10 protein-coding genes and 1 pseudogene are annotated in these 13,761 nt (G+C 64.9%); 2 read left to right on the top strand and 9 right to left on the bottom strand.

From position 1 onward, the window contains the following. Positions 1 to 186: 186 nt before the first annotated feature. Positions 187 to 2,802 (top strand): bacteriohemerythrin, encoded by a 2,616-nt coding sequence (locus A6A04_RS18840; protein ID WP_068495680.1) that lies wholly within the window; start codon positions 187 to 189, stop codon positions 2,800 to 2,802. Here the strand turns inward: A6A04_RS18840 and A6A04_RS18835 are convergent. The 9 genes and pseudogenes from A6A04_RS18835 to A6A04_RS18795 form a co-directional block, all read right to left on the bottom strand. Further along, positions 2,799 to 3,641, bottom strand: a complete 843-nt coding sequence (locus tag A6A04_RS18835; protein WP_068495560.1) for a hypothetical protein — start codon at positions 3,639 to 3,641, stop codon at positions 2,799 to 2,801. The genes A6A04_RS18840 and A6A04_RS18835 overlap by 4 nt on opposite strands. Further along, on the bottom strand, positions 3,638 to 4,291 hold the full coding sequence (locus tag A6A04_RS18830; RefSeq protein WP_068495559.1) for a 4Fe-4S dicluster domain-containing protein: 654 nt from the start codon (positions 4,289 to 4,291) through the stop codon (positions 3,638 to 3,640). Before A6A04_RS18830 ends, A6A04_RS18835 begins: the two co-directional genes overlap by 4 nt. Beyond that, a complete protein-coding gene (fdhD, locus tag A6A04_RS18825; RefSeq protein WP_068495558.1) occupies positions 4,288 to 5,151 on the bottom strand; it encodes a formate dehydrogenase accessory sulfurtransferase FdhD in 864 nt (287 codons plus the stop codon). Before fdhD ends, A6A04_RS18830 begins: the two co-directional genes overlap by 4 nt. Further along, positions 5,148 to 7,892, bottom strand: coding sequence for a molybdopterin-dependent oxidoreductase (locus tag A6A04_RS18820; RefSeq protein WP_068495557.1), 2,745 nt, complete (start codon positions 7,890 to 7,892; stop codon positions 5,148 to 5,150). The genes fdhD and A6A04_RS18820 overlap by 4 nt, the downstream gene beginning before the upstream one ends. 255 nt (positions 7,893 to 8,147) lie before the next feature. After that, positions 8,148 to 9,080: a phenylacetic acid degradation operon negative regulatory protein PaaX gene (gene paaX, locus A6A04_RS18815; RefSeq protein WP_068495556.1), complete on the bottom strand. Its 933-nt coding sequence runs from the start codon at positions 9,078 to 9,080 to the stop codon at positions 8,148 to 8,150. Between the two features lie 99 nt (positions 9,081 to 9,179). After that, positions 9,180 to 9,974: an ABC transporter permease subunit gene (locus A6A04_RS18810; protein ID WP_068495555.1), complete on the bottom strand. Its 795-nt coding sequence runs from the start codon at positions 9,972 to 9,974 to the stop codon at positions 9,180 to 9,182. Then, positions 9,971 to 10,876 carry an ABC transporter permease subunit gene (locus A6A04_RS18805; protein WP_068495554.1) on the bottom strand — a complete coding sequence of 302 codons (906 nt, stop codon included), beginning with the start codon at positions 10,874 to 10,876 and terminating at the stop codon, positions 9,971 to 9,973. The genes A6A04_RS18810 and A6A04_RS18805 overlap by 4 nt, the downstream gene beginning before the upstream one ends. Continuing rightward, positions 10,873 to 12,003, bottom strand: coding sequence for an ABC transporter ATP-binding protein (locus tag A6A04_RS18800; protein WP_068495553.1), 1,131 nt, complete (start codon positions 12,001 to 12,003; stop codon positions 10,873 to 10,875). The genes A6A04_RS18805 and A6A04_RS18800 overlap by 4 nt, the downstream gene beginning before the upstream one ends. Continuing rightward, a pseudogene (locus tag A6A04_RS18795) lies at positions 12,003 to 13,063 on the bottom strand (polyamine ABC transporter substrate-binding protein). Before A6A04_RS18795 ends, A6A04_RS18800 begins: the two are co-directional and overlap by 1 nt. 217 nt (positions 13,064 to 13,280) lie before the next feature. Here A6A04_RS18795 and A6A04_RS18790 point away from each other — a divergent pair. After that, positions 13,281 to 13,748: a MarR family winged helix-turn-helix transcriptional regulator gene (locus A6A04_RS18790; protein WP_068495552.1), complete on the top strand. Its 468-nt coding sequence runs from the start codon at positions 13,281 to 13,283 to the stop codon at positions 13,746 to 13,748. Positions 13,749 to 13,761: the final 13 nt, after the last annotated feature.

Raw genomic sequence — 13,761 nt, 5'->3', positions numbered from 1 at the left:
GCGCTCGGCCCCGACGCGAACGGCATCCGCAGCGCCTTGAATCCTCGCAATTTAGTAGCGATCTATCCTTCGGAGAGTGGGTGTTTCGTTAACGCTCCCGTGATATATAGGTAGAATGACGTAACCGGATGGGCGGGAACCCTTTGCGGGATCGTCACTTCTTCGCCGCCATGCTTGGAGGAGCGGGTGCCGCTGCTGCGTAAGATCGAAGTAACCACCGGCGTCTGGTGGATCGAGGCTCCTCAGGCCGGGGTCTTTATTCTCTGCGGCTGTCCCGCCGATGCGGTCAAGCATCTGATGAAGCGGGGACTGATCGTCTCGACCGAGTCCAATGGCGTGCCATTCGAGACCGGCCCCAACGCCATCTTGCTGTCCGATGCCATGGTGCAGAACGGCAACTTCTCCAATCTGGCGGAGTTTCCGGTGCTGCAGATGCTCTATCGCCAGGGCATGATCCTGCCTAACCACCCGGGAAACACTGGCTGCAAGCCCTTGCTGATCGGCAGTGCCGATCAGGTCCAGGCCCAGATGCAGTACATCTATCGCGGCAATTACGGGCTGGTCACCGAGGAGGAGATCATCGAGGCGGGGGCGACGCCCGAACGGGCCCGCGAGCTGATGCGGATGAAGCTGCGCTTCGCCTTCGGCCAAATCCGCCATCCCGGTGATCTGCTGGACACTTTGGTGGTGGACACCGACCCGGTGGAGATTCGCAACGGGGTGCATGTGCGGCGCATGCTGTTCAACGTCTTCGAGTTTTCCTATCAGGGCGAGACGGCGGTGGTGGATTTGAACCTGCCGTCGTTCGAGACCTATGAGGCGCCTTATCCCCTTGGCTTCTATCGCCTGCGTCGCGAGTATTTCGCGGTGATCCATTGCGGCGAGGGGGATGGCTGGGACATCAACCGTCCCAGCATGGCCTCGATCCTGATGTTCCAGGGCAAGGTCTATCTGGTGGATGCCGGGCCAAACATCCTTTACTCGCTCAACGCGCTGGGGATCGGCGTCAACGAGATCGAAGGTATCTTCCATACCCATTCCCACGACGACCACTTCGCCGGACTGACCACCCTGATCCGTTCGGACCACAAGCTGAAATACTACGCCTCACCGCTGGTGAAGGCCTCGGTGGCCAAGAAGGTTGCGGCCCTGCTGTCCATCGAGGAAGAGGCGTTCGGCGATTATTTCGACGTCTGTGAACTGACCGAGGGGGAGTGGAACCATATCGAGGGGCTGGAGGTGATGCCGGTTTTCTCGCCCCATCCGGTGGAAACCACCATCATGCGTTTCCGCGCCATGTGGGAGAACGGCTACCGCACTTATTGCCATATGGCCGATATCGCGCGGTTGTCGGTGTTGCAGGGGTTCATCACCGAGGATCCCAAGGTGCCGGGCATCAGCCAGGCCATGTATGAGCAGGTCATCAAGGATTATTCCGAACCGGCCGATGTGAAGAAGATCGACGTGGGCGGCGGCATGATCCATGGCGACGCCTATGATTTCCGCGACGACGCCTCGGGCAAGATCATCCTGGCCCATACCTCGCAGCGCAATACCCGGGCCCAGAAGGCCATCGGCTCGTCGGCCTCGTTCGGCACCATGGATGTCCTGATCCCGTCCAACCACGATTTCATCTGGCCCTATGCCTATGAGGCGCTGGATGCTTATTTCCCCGGCATTCCCCGCCACCAGATCCGGGTATTGCTGAACAACCCGGTGGTAACCTTCAATCCCGGCACCATCCTGGTGAAGGAAAGGTTGGTCAACGACCAGATCTATCTGCTGCTGTCTGGCAGTGTCGAGATGATCCCCATCGAGATCGAGATGCGTTCCGTGCTCTCGGCGGGGGCCTTGATCGGCGAGTTGTCCGGCCTGTTCGGCGCCGCCGCGTCCGAGACCTATCGCGCCGCCAGTTTCGTGCAGGCGCTGGCTATTCCCTGTTCGCTGTATTCCGAATTCGTGCGGCGCAACGACGTTTTCCATGGTGTCTCGCGGCTGGTGGAGCATCGCGAATTCCTGATGCGCACCAGTCTGTTCGGCGAAGTGGTGTCGTCCAAGTCTCTGAACCGCATCGCCCAGTCGATCAGCACCTGCACGATCAAGGCCGACGAGGTGATCGATGTCGGCAACGATATGGTGGGGATGATCAAGTCGGGCAGCGCCGGGCGTTTCCTCGGCGACCATATGTTCGAGACCCTGAAAAGCGGCGACTTCTTCGGCGAGGAAACCGCGATCTTCAATACCCCCAGCCTGCTGCGGATTCGCAGTCTGGAGCCCTGCGAGGTGTTCAAGGTTCCTGCCCATTCCCTGCGTGACATTCCCTCGGTGCGTTGGAAGTTGTTCGAGGCCAGCACCAAGCGCTCGCGCGCCATGGTCGAGGCGGGCGAGCATGCCCGGGTGCTGATCAAATGGCATGACGAGTATTCAGTGGGGGTGCAGCGCATCGACGCCCATCATCGCCGTCTGTTCGAGATCGCCAATTCCGTGCTCGATCTGATGGAGCGGCGTTCGCCCCACGCCGATGTGGCGGAAAACATGGGGCTGCTGTGTGAATACGCCCGCTTCCATTTCGGCGAGGAAGAGGGATTGATGATCCGCTACAAATATCCTGATTTGCCCGGCCATCGATCGCGCCATGCCAAGCTGATGCAACAGCTTGAGGAGATGCAGGAGTCCATCGCCAAGGGACTGGGCTACAGCGAGGTGGAGATTCTCACCTTCCTGCAGGAATGGATCGTCGGCCACACCCTGTCCGACGATCACCGCGCCGCTGTCTTCCTCAATTCCAAGGGATTGTATTAGGCCTCGACCACCCGGCTGAGGCCCCGCCCGCGCACCGGGGTATGGGTGATGCGCGGCCCCCTGGTAAAGGCGGCGCGGGTCACCAGCAAGGCCTTCAATCCCCAACCCGAGGCGGCCGACAGCACGCCCCCGGCCGCCGCCATCGCTCCCAGATCGAACGCGAACGCCACGGCCAGCAGCGCTAGACCGGCCCAGCCCGCCTGACGCGCCAGCCGGGCGGGACGGGCGGTGAACACCTCCTGGCTGGCCTGGGGGGCGCCATCCTTGGCCAGCCCCTTGAGATAGGCGGCCAGCGCCACCTCGCGCGCCAGACCCGCCGCCAGGGCGGCGATGATCAGGATGGGGGGTGGCGAGACCAATAGCAGGAGCAGGCCGCTGCCCTCGGCCAGGCCGGTCACGACGATCAGCGGCAGGGAGCGGGGATGCTTCCAGGCGGGGATGCCCCGCGCCGCGCGCAGGATGCGGGCCTGGCAGTACAGGAATCCGGCGGCCAGCCCCGCGATGACGGGCAGCAGGACAGGGGGACCGAACAGCACATATCCGGCGGTGGCCAGCGCCAGCGGCCCGGCCAGGATGCCTTCGCGGGTCATCCACGATGTCTGGGGATGGAAGAAGACATTCAGCGCCCGCCAGGGCTTGCCGATCTCCAGCCAGACCAGGGACAGGCCCGCCATGACGAAGCCCAGGCCGACCACCAGGGGGATGGTGATGTCCAGGCCCAGGACCGAGGCCGCCACCGCGCCCAGCAGCATTCCGGTGCCGGTGCCGCCGCCGATGAAGTTGCCCGCCGCCCGCAGGTCCCAGAAGCGCTGCCGCTTGGCGGTGTTGATCTGTTTCATGGCTGTTCCTTGTCCCACAGGTAATAGAAGCCCGGTCCGGTGCCCTCGTCCTCATGCATGCGGAACCACTGGTTCTCGGCGATCAGGCGGGTGACCGCGCTGTCCTTGTCATGCAGATCGCCGAAGCGAAGCGCCCCCGACAGGCAGGCATTGACGCAGGCGGGGGTGGCCTCGGGGTCGCGGCCGGGCAGCTTGCCCGCCGCCACCCCGCTATCGATGCGGTCGATGCAGAAGGTGCATTTGGTGGCGACGCCGATCCTGGCCGGGTCGAACTTGATCCGTTCGCTGTCCACCGCCGATCCGCCATAGGCGAACTGGGCCGAATCCACCTTGTAGCGGGCCTCGTAGGGACACGAGATGGCGCAATAGCCGCAGCCGATGCAGATATCGTAGTCGATGGTCACCAGCCCATCGGCGCGCTTGGCGGTGGCGGTCGACGGGCAGACCTCGGCGCAGGGGGGCTGGTCGCAATGCTGGCAGCCGGTGGGGACGAAAACCCGGCTGACCTCGGGATAGTCCCCCGCTTCCAGGTCGAGGACGCGGCGCCATTGCACGCCGGGGGGCGTGCCGTTGGTCTCCTTGCACGACGCGGTGCAGGTCTGGCAGCCGACGCAGCGGCGCAGATCGGCGACCATGACATAGCGGGTCATGACGGCTCTCCCCGGCGGATGCGCTGCGGCCCGGCATAGAGGACGTGGCGGTTCTGGCGGGCGAATCCCAGCAGGGTCAGGTCGAGATCGCGGGCCAGTTCGATGGCGGTCAGGGTCGGGGCGCTGATGGCGGCCAGGATGCCGATGCCGACGCTGGCGGCCTTTTGCACCATTTCCGAACTGGCGCGGCTGGTGATCACCACCGCGCCGCTCCCCAAATCCTCTCCCCGGGCGGCCAGGGCGCCGATCAGCTTGTCCAGGGCGTTGTGACGGCCCACATCCTCGCGCGATAGCGACATTCGGCCCTGGGCGTCGATCCATCCTGCGGCGTGGGTGGCGCCGGTCCAGCGTTGCAGATCCTGGGCGGCGGCCAGATCGACGAAGCCGCGCTGGATGGCCTGGGGCTCCAGGCTGGCGCGGCTGCGCACCGGGGCCATGGGGCGGAACACCTGGGCCAGGCTTTCGGTGCCGCACAAGCCACAGCCGGTGCGCCCGGCCAGCGAGCGCCGTCGCTGCTTCAGGGCGTGGAAGCGGCGCTCGGGAATGCGCATCTCGACCCTGATTCCGTTGGCGACGGTGGAGACGCTCAGGTCCAGGATGTCGCCCGGCCGTGTCACGATGGCCTCGGTCAGGCTGAAGCCCAGGGCGAAGTCTTCCAGGTCCGCGGGCGAGGCCAGCATCACCGCATGGGACAGGCCGTTATAGTCCAGGCTGACCGGCAGCTCGGCGGCGGCCCAGTCCAGCCCGTCCTCGGCGATGCCGGCGCACCAGCGCTCCACCACCACCTCGGCCATGGCGGCGGTGGCGGGCGGGCTGTGGCCCTCGGCGGCGAGGGGGTGATCCATGCTGGCGGCGCTCATGGCTCTTCTCCCACGTCCAGCTTGCGCACCGCCACCCGCACCACATCGGCGCCCGAGCCGGTGGCGTCGGTGAGGTCCAGTGACATCTGCGAAATGGCGTTGAGCGACGGGAAGGCGAGGTCCTTGGCGAAGGGGGTCTTCCAGTGCTGGAACTGGCCGGGAATGACGATGGTGTCGGGGCGGCAGCCCTGGACCAGGGCGGCCTTGCCCCGGGTGGAGCCAACCACTGAACTGACCTCGACCCGGTCGCCGTCCTGGATGCCCAGCTTGCGGGCGGAGGATGCGTTGATGATCACCGAGCCGTGGCCGCGCAGATTGCCCGCTACCTCGTTCATCAGCGGGATGCCCGCATTGTTGCCGGTGGTGTAGGGCATGGTCTTGGTGGTGATGCCCCAGAACGGGAAGTCGGCCGGGTCGGCGCCCGCCTTTTCCACCGCCTTCACCCAGCGGCCGGGCACGTCGTGCCAATGGGGAATGCCCTGGTATTCCTCCAACTGCTCGTCCCACCAGTAAATGCCGGCCTCGTGCAGGCGGCGGCCCAGTTCCTCGCCCACCCGCATCAGCCGTTCCTGATAGGGCAGTTCATAGCGCAGATTCTGCTCCACCATGGTGGGGTGCAGGTACCAGTCGTCGCGGGTGAAGGGCACCACGAAGAAGCCGTTCTCCTTCATCCAGTCCAGGTCCTTGACCTCGCTTCCGCCGGTCAGCGAGGCAGTGGCGGCCTTGCACACCGCGTCCCAGATCTCGTCAACGCCGTGGGCCTGGTCCTCGGCCAGGCTGAAGTCGAAGCCCTCGCCTTTCAGCGGCACCAGCGCCGCGCCCCGGTTGATGGCTTTGTTGTAGCCCTCCAGCAGGCCGGTGCGGCGGGCCAGTTCGGTGGTGATCCAGGTGAAGTCGCGGGATTCGCCCATGGGCTCGACGGCGGGCTGGCGCAGCACGAAGCCGTGATGGGCCCAATGCTGCTCGACGAATTTGGTGCCGCCCGCCCGGATCAGCTGGGTACTTTCCAGGTCGGTGGCCTCGGGCAGCAGCACATCGGCCATGTGGTTGGTCTCGTCCATGGTATAGGCGAAGGCCACCACGAACGGCATCTTGGCCATGTTGTCGGTCAACTGGCTGGTGTCCCAGAACGACACCGCCGGATTGGTGCGATAGGCGATCCACACGTCGGGGGGCTCGGGGGCTTCCCACTCGCCGGGGGCCTCCTTCAGGAACATCCAGGCCAGATGGGTCGGCCCCAAGGCTTGCGCCCAGGATGAATCGCCGACGATGGGGATCAGGGTGGTATGGGCGTTGCGCCCCTTGGGCTTGTCGGCCCATTTGCCCTTGGTGGTGCTGTTCATCTGGGCGTTCATGAAGCCGTCGACGCCCGGCTTGACGCTTTTCAGACGGTTCTCGAAGGGGCGGTTGAGCCGCACCGTGGTGCCCAGCGTGCCGCCCGGCACTTCCAGCGCCCCCACCAAGGTGGCCAGCACCGTGCGCGCCCAGCAGCATTCATAGGCGCCCCAGCCGTTGTTGACGGTCTTGCCCAGGGTCACCGCCACCGGGCGGAAGGGCAGGGTCTTGCCATCCACCTCGATGGTCTGGCCGACGCAGGCATTCTCCAGGTATTCCAGCGCCACACCCCGGATGGTGGCGGCGGGAACGTCGCAGACCTGGGCCGCCCAGTCGGGGGTATAGGGCGCCATGGCGTCCACCAGCACGGCGAAGCTGGGCCGCGCCGGAGCTGAGTCGTGCGTCGCGGTCTCGCCGTCGGGGAGCTGGCTGATGGCGCGGGTGACGGTGAAGCTGCCCTCCAGCGCTGGAACGGCGCTCGCGTGGTCGAACGGCACCGGCCCCCCGCTGAGTGTGTCCCAGATCAGCGGCTTGGCGGTGTCGGGATCGCGCAGGTAATAGCCGTCCGGCCCCACCAGATAGGGCGAGGCGGTGCGGGATCGCAAGAAGTCGAGGTCGAGGGCCGCGCGTGGCGCCTCGTGCAGCATCACGTTCAGCATGGCGAACATGAAGGCGGGGTCGGTCTTGGGCCGGATGGGCACCCATTGGGCGGAACAGGCGCCGGTGGGCGACAGATGCGGCTCCACCTGTACCCGCTTGATGCCGCGCACCCGGGCATCGGCATGGCGGCGCACGGCGCAGGGGCCGCCCGACACCTCCACATTGGTTCCGAACGAGACGATGAAATTGGTGTGCACCGTATCGGCGCAGACGGTGAAGGCGCGATGCCAATACTCGCCGTAGAGATGTTCGGAATGGACGCATTTGACGCCCTGGCCCGAGCCGAAGCTGAAGTCGATGGGCCCCCAGGCCGCCAGCAGGGCGGGCAGGGTGCCCATGTAATTGGCCGGGGTGCCGCCATGGCCGAAGGTGGCGGCAAGGCGCGGCATGCCCTGGGCGTTGAGCAGTCCGGCCTCGCGCAGGCTCCGCAGCTTGGCCGCCACCATGTCCAGGGCCTCGTCCCACGAAATGGCGACGAAGCCTGGGTCCTCGTGGCGCCCCTTTTTCGGGTTGGTGCGTTTCATGGGGGTCAGGACCCGGTTCGGATTATAGGTCTTCTGCACCAGGCCATAGGCCTTGACGCAGGGCCGCCCATCGGCGGGGTGGATGCCGACCCCGGCATGGTTGGGAGAAACCGATACCGCCACGCCATCCTCGACCGTGACGCACATCAGGTCAGGACCGGCGACGCAGTTGTAGCAATAGGTCGGGACCGATTTCCGTTGGACGGATACCTTATCCAGCATGGGTTTGACTCCTCCCAGCGCCTGTCGGCGTTATGCATTTTTTACAAACGTAATGCAAAAAATGCGCAAGAGTCAAAAAATTTGCGCAATATTAGCCAAGGGGAGGGTGGGCCTACCCAAAAGGGATGGGGGCGGCCCAATAAGGGCTCGTTGGAGTTCCTCCGGTGGGAACGGCGGCCGGGACGGCCGCGCTCCGATCTGTGTCGGAGCGCGGGCATCTTGCCCGCTCAGGGTCGAGTGAAGCGCCGAGGGATATCAGTCGGCGGACTGAAGGCCGCCGAAGCGGGTGAAATAGCTGGGATGGGCCTCGGGCACCGGGCCTTCGGCGGTTTCCAGCATGGTCATCACATGGGTTTCGGCCGCGGCCTGGACCAGGCGATAGAGATTGCGGCACAGCGCGCGTGCGGCGGTGCCGGGCCAGTTGGCGGGCAGCAACTCGTCGGGCAGCATGGGATCGCGCAGCAGGGCGCGACGATAGCCGTGCATCAGCAGGGTGCGGACCACGAAGCACAGTTCCGGGTCCAACTCGCCATTGGCCGACAGGCTTTGCCACAGCGGCCGGAAGATATCGAGGAACTCGTCGTAATCGGCGGCGAGGCGCTTCAGGTCCCAGCAGCCATGGATCATGGCTTCCAGCGCGGCGGTGGAGAAACCGGCCTCGGTGCCCCCCGTCATCACCACCGCCTGATCCGATACGCCGAGATCGGTCAGGATCTGGCGCATGACGCCCTTGTCGGGGTCGGGATGCAGCATGATCCCGGGCGCCAACTGTCCGAATCCCGTCCAGCCGAGATTGCGCCGGATCATGTCGCGGGTGTCGGGATCAAGTCCGGCCGTGTTGGTGATGACCAGGGTCCAACCACCATCCCAGGGCTGGCTGACATGGAAATAGATGCGGCTGTTAGCGGCCTCGAAGCGGCGGCGGCCCTGCTCGGTCAGGCGGTAATAGCTGCGCCGTCCGATCTGGCTCGACGCCAGCCACTCTTCCTTGGACAGGCGGAACACCGAGGTCCGCACGATGCGCTCGTTCAGGCCCAGCGGCTCCACCAGATTGATGACGCTGCCCAGCCAGGCCGAGCCGCCGTGATGCAGAATGGCGTCGCCATAGACGGTGATGATCAGGGATTTCGCCTTGGGGCGAAGCCGATCGAAGACTTGGGCAAGGATATCACCAAGGCGGCGGTTCATCAGGCAACCTGATCAAGGGAAAAACGGCTGCCACATCCTAATGATGATGCGTCACAGGGCAACCGGGATTTTGTATCATTTAAGGGATAGCAGGCGGATTCAGCCCGTGCGGGCCTCGTCCTTCCTCAATGCCACCCGGCCCGCCACCACCATGGCCACGGCCACCACCGCCACCACGATGGTGGCGAGCGCGTTGATCTCGGGGCTGACGCCCAGGCGAACCTTGGAAAAGATCACGATGGGCAGCGGCGTGGCGCCGGGGCCGGAGACGAAGGCGGAAATCACCACGTCGTCGATGGACAGGGTGAAGGCCAGCAGCCAGCCCGCCAGCAGCGACGGCGCGATCAGCGGCAAGGTGATGGTGAGGAAGACCTTCAGGGGCCGCGCCCCCAGATCCATGGCGGCCTCCTCCAGCGAGCGGTCCATGGTGGCGAGGCGCGAGCGCACCACCACGGTGACGAAGGCCAGGCTGAAAGTGGCATGAGCCAGGACGATGGTGGTGACGGAGCGACCGGCGGGCCAGCCGAAGGCGGCCTCCATGGCGACGAACAGCAGCAGCAGCGACAGGCCGGTGATGACTTCCGGCATCACCAGCGGCGCGGTGACCATGCCGGTGAACAGGGTGCGGCCGAAGAAACGGGTGAAGCGCACCAGCACCACGGCGGCCAGGGTACCGAGAACGGTGGCCAGGGTGGCGCTGGCCAGGGCGACCTTGAGGCTGAGCCAGGCGGCGTCCAGCACCTTCTCGTCATGCAGCAGTTCGCCATACCACTTGGTGGAAAAGCCGCCCCACACCGTGACCAGCTTGGAGGCGTTGAACGAAAAGACGATCATCACCGCGATGGGGATGTAGAGGAAGGCATAGGCCAGGATCAGCAGGCCGCGCAGGATCATCGCCCCGTCCTCCCCTCGGCCTTCTCCTCGGCCTTGGTCCTGGCGTTCTGGATGATCATGATCGGCGCCACCAGCAGCACCAGCATGGCGATGGCCACCGCCGAGGCCACCGGCCAGTCGCGATTGTCGAAGAACTCGGCCCACAGCACCTTGCCGATCATCAATGTGTCGGGGCCACCCAGCAGGTCGGGAATGACGTATTCGCCCACCGCCGGGATGAAGACCAGCAGCGATCCGGCGATGACGCCGGGCATGGATAGCGGCAAGGTGACGGCGAGGAAGGCCTTGAACGGGCGGCAGCCCAGGTCGGCGGCGGCTTCCAGCAAGGTCAGGTCCATCTTCTCCAAGGTGGCGTAAAGCGGCAGCACCATGAAGGGCAGGTAGGAATAGGTCATGCCGATGATCACCGCCAGATCGGTCTGGAGGATCTGCAGCGGCTCGGAAATCACCCCGGCCCACAGCAGTACCGCGTTCAGCATGCCCTCGGTCTTCAGGATGCCGATCCAGGCATAGACCCGGATCAGGAACGAGGTCCAGAACGGCAGCGCCACCAGCAACAGCAGCGACTGGCGCCAGGCCAGCGGCGCCCGGGCGATGGCATAGGCGGCGGGATAGCCCAGCGCCAGGCAGGCCAGGGTGGAGATACCGGCGATACGGATGGAATTGAGATAGGCCGACAGGTAGAGGTCGTCGCCGAACAGCATGCCGTAATTGGCCGGATTGAAGTGGAAGGCCAGGTTTCCGGCCTCGTCCCACTCCCACAGCGGCAGATAGGGCGGCGCCCCGGCCGAGGGTTCCGACAGGCTGATCTTCAGCACGATCAGGAAGGGCACCAGGAAGAACAGCGCCAGCCAGGCATAGGGCGGCAGCCCCACCAGGAAGCGCCCGAATCGCCCGGTCATTTGGTCAGCACCAGCGCGTTGGCCGGATGCCAGCCGAGATAGACCTTGTCGTCCCAGGTCAGCTTCTGCTCGTCGGTGTGGCGGCGGTTGGTCTGCAGCGCCTCGATCTTGTGGCCCGAGGCGAGGCGGACATGGAAGATGGAGACATCGCCCAGATAGGCGATATCCGAGACCACGCCCTCGGCCCAGTTCAGGCCCTCGGCGGGCATGTCGCGGGTGATGGCGACCTTTTCGGGGCGCACCATGACGGTGACGGGGGTGCCCGCCGCCAGCGGCGCCGCGTGGTCGATGGTGAGGTCATGGGCCAGTTCGGGGCAGTGGACCACCAGGCGGCCGTCGCGGTCTCCCGCCACCCGGGCCTCGAACATGTTGGCGGCGCCGATGAAATCGGCGACGAAGCGGCTTTCCGGGTATTCGTAGATGTCGATGGGAGTCCCCACCTGCTGGATGCCGCCCGCATTCATGACGCCGATGCGCGACGACATGGTCATGGCCTCTTCCTGGTCATGGGTGACCATGACGAAGGTAACGCCGACCCGGTCCTGGATATTGACCAGCTCCAACTGGGTCGCCTCGCGCAGCTTCTTGTCCAGCGCGCCCAGGGGTTCGTCCAGCAGCAGCACCTTGGGTTCCTTGGCCAGGGCGCGGGCCAGGGCGACGCGCTGGCGCTGGCCGCCCGAAAGCTGATGCGGCTTACGGTTGGCGAACTTGCCCATCTGCACCAGATCCAGCACCGCCCTGGTCCGCTCGGCGATCACGTCCTTGGGCAGCCTGTCCTGCTTCAGGCCGAAGGCGATATTGCCCTCCACCGTCATATGGGGAAACAGGGCATAGGACTGGAACATCATGTTCACCGGCCGCTCATAGGGCGGCACGTTGGTGATATCGATGCCGTCGATGAAGATGCGGCCCTCGCTGGGCGTCTCGAACCCGGCCAGCATGCGCAAAAGCGTGGTCTTGCCACAGCCCGACGCTCCCAGCAGCGAGAAGATTTCCCCCTTGTGGATGGACAGGCTGACCCGGTCCACGGCGGTGAAATCGCCGAACCGCTTCGAGACTGCCTCGAAGCGGATCAGCGGCTTGGCCTGGGGATCGGTCCAGGGAGCGAAGGCGGGCTGGCTTGCCATTACTTGCCGGTTTTCACGCTGGTCCACAGGCGGGTGCGTTCGCGCTCCTTGGTCAGTTCGGCGGGCGGAACCTGGAATTCCTTGGCCACCACCTCCGCCGGGGGATAGATCACCGGATCGGCCAGGATTTCCTTCTTGATCAGCGGCTTGGACGCGGTGACCGCGTTGGCGTAGCCGGTGGTGTTGGTGATCTCGGCCATGATCTCGGGCTTCAGCAGGAAGTCGATGAAGGCATGGGCGTTGTCGGGATGGGGCGCGTCCTTGGGAATGGCGGCGGCGTCGATATTGACCACGGCGCCTTGAAGATGCCCAGCTTGACGCCCTTGCCCGCCTCATTGGCGCGGTTGCGGGCCTGGACTAGATCGCCGACATAGCCGTGCGCCATGCAGGTGTCGCCGTTGGCCATGTCGTTGATGTATTTGGACGAGTGGAAATACTTCAGTGACGGCCTGATCTTGGCGACCGCCTCGGCGGCGGCCTTGAGGTCCGGGGTCTCCAGGCTGGCGCCATTCTTGCCGAGATAGAGCAGGGCGGCGGGGAACACCTCGGTGGGGGCGTCCAGCACGCTGACGCCGCAGCCCTTCAGCTTGGCGACTTTTTCCGGATCGAACAGCACCGACCAGGAATTGAAGGCCAGACCCGGCGCCGCCTTGGCGGCTTTGTCGATGTTATAGGCGATGCCGGTGGCGGAAATCTGATAGGGCACCGCATAGGCATTGCCGGGATCGGCCACGGCGGCCAGGGTCTTCATGACCTGGGGGTCGAGACCGGCATAGTTCTTCAGCTTGGCGGTATCCAGCTTGCGGTACAGGCCCGCCTTGATCTGGGTCGCCAGGAAGGGCGAAGCCGAGGGGAACACAACGTCATAGCCGCTCTTGCCCGCCTGCAGCTTGGCGGACAGGATCTCGTTGCCGTCATAGACGTCGTAATTGACCTTGATGCCGGTGGCCTTGGTGAATTTCTCCAAGGTATCCGGCGCCACATAGTCGGACCAGTTGTAGACGTTGACGACTTTCTCTTCCTCGGCCAAGGCCGCGGTGGAGACCAGCACCAGTCCCATGATCAAGGCGATACGCATCGAAAGCCCCCTGTTCGGCTGAATCGTGGCGGTGCGGATATTTCAGACCCCACCCGCCCGTTGTCAACCATGATCCTGCCCCCGGATGGGGGCTCATGGCAAAAGGACGGGGGATAATTGTTGACCAGGCAAACAATCCTGTTGCCAAATTCGTTGACCTAGTAAACAATATTCTCGGGATTTGCCGGAGTGGGCCGCCATGAAACTTGCTCAGATGAAGACCGTCGAGGACGCCGCGCCCGGGGTCGCCCATGGCTGCATGGATGATGAGCTGGGATTCCATCTGCGGCGCTCGCAGGTGGCGGCCTTCAAGCATTTCGGCCAGACGGTGACGGCGGCGGAAGGTATCACCCCCGGCCTTTATGGCATGCTGCAGGTGATCGCCAACAATTCGGGCCTGACCCAAAGCGCCCTGGCCGAGGCCATGGACGTGGACCGCTCCTCCATCGTCAAGGTGGTCAACCAGCTGGAGGACAAGCGGCTGATCGTGCGCGACGCCTCGCCCACCGATCGCCGCAGCTATTGCCTGCGCCTGACCAGTTTCGGCCGCAATGAGCTGGCCCGCATCGAACAGGCGGTGACCGCCCAGGACCGCGAGTTTTCCAAGGCCTTGAGCGAGGCCGAGCGCCATACCCTGATCGGGTTGCTCAAGCGGCTCTACAAATAAGCAAGCAAGCCCC

It is taken from the genome of Paramagnetospirillum marisnigri (assembly GCF_001650715.1).
In the GTDB taxonomy this organism is placed as follows: Bacteria; Pseudomonadota; Alphaproteobacteria; order Rhodospirillales; family Magnetospirillaceae; genus Phaeospirillum; species Phaeospirillum marisnigri.
The sequence above is the reverse complement of the archived record's forward strand: the minus strand, read 5'-3'. Positions and strand labels throughout refer to the sequence as shown.

Excerpts from the sequence above, each read along its gene's own strand:
- A6A04_RS18835 (WP_068495560.1), bottom strand. The coding sequence starts at position 3,641 with ATGAAACAGATCAACACCGCCAAGCGGCAGCGCTTCTGGGACCTGCGG.
- A6A04_RS18830 (WP_068495559.1), bottom strand. The coding sequence starts at position 4,291 with ATGACCCGCTATGTCATGGTCGCCGATCTGCGCCGCTGCGTCGGCTGC.
- fdhD (WP_068495558.1), bottom strand. The coding sequence starts at position 5,151 with ATGAGCGCCGCCAGCATGGATCACCCCCTCGCCGCCGAGGGCCACAGC.
- A6A04_RS18820 (WP_068495557.1), bottom strand. The coding sequence starts at position 7,892 with ATGCTGGATAAGGTATCCGTCCAACGGAAATCGGTCCCGACCTATTGC.
- paaX (WP_068495556.1), bottom strand. The coding sequence starts at position 9,080 with ATGAACCGCCGCCTTGGTGATATCCTTGCCCAAGTCTTCGATCGGCTT.
- A6A04_RS18810 (WP_068495555.1), bottom strand. The coding sequence starts at position 9,974 with ATGATCCTGCGCGGCCTGCTGATCCTGGCCTATGCCTTCCTCTACATC.
- A6A04_RS18805 (WP_068495554.1), bottom strand. The coding sequence starts at position 10,876 with ATGACCGGGCGATTCGGGCGCTTCCTGGTGGGGCTGCCGCCCTATGCC.
- A6A04_RS18800 (WP_068495553.1), bottom strand. The coding sequence starts at position 12,003 with ATGGCAAGCCAGCCCGCCTTCGCTCCCTGGACCGATCCCCAGGCCAAG.
- A6A04_RS18790 (WP_068495552.1), top strand. The coding sequence starts at position 13,281 with ATGAAACTTGCTCAGATGAAGACCGTCGAGGACGCCGCGCCCGGGGTC.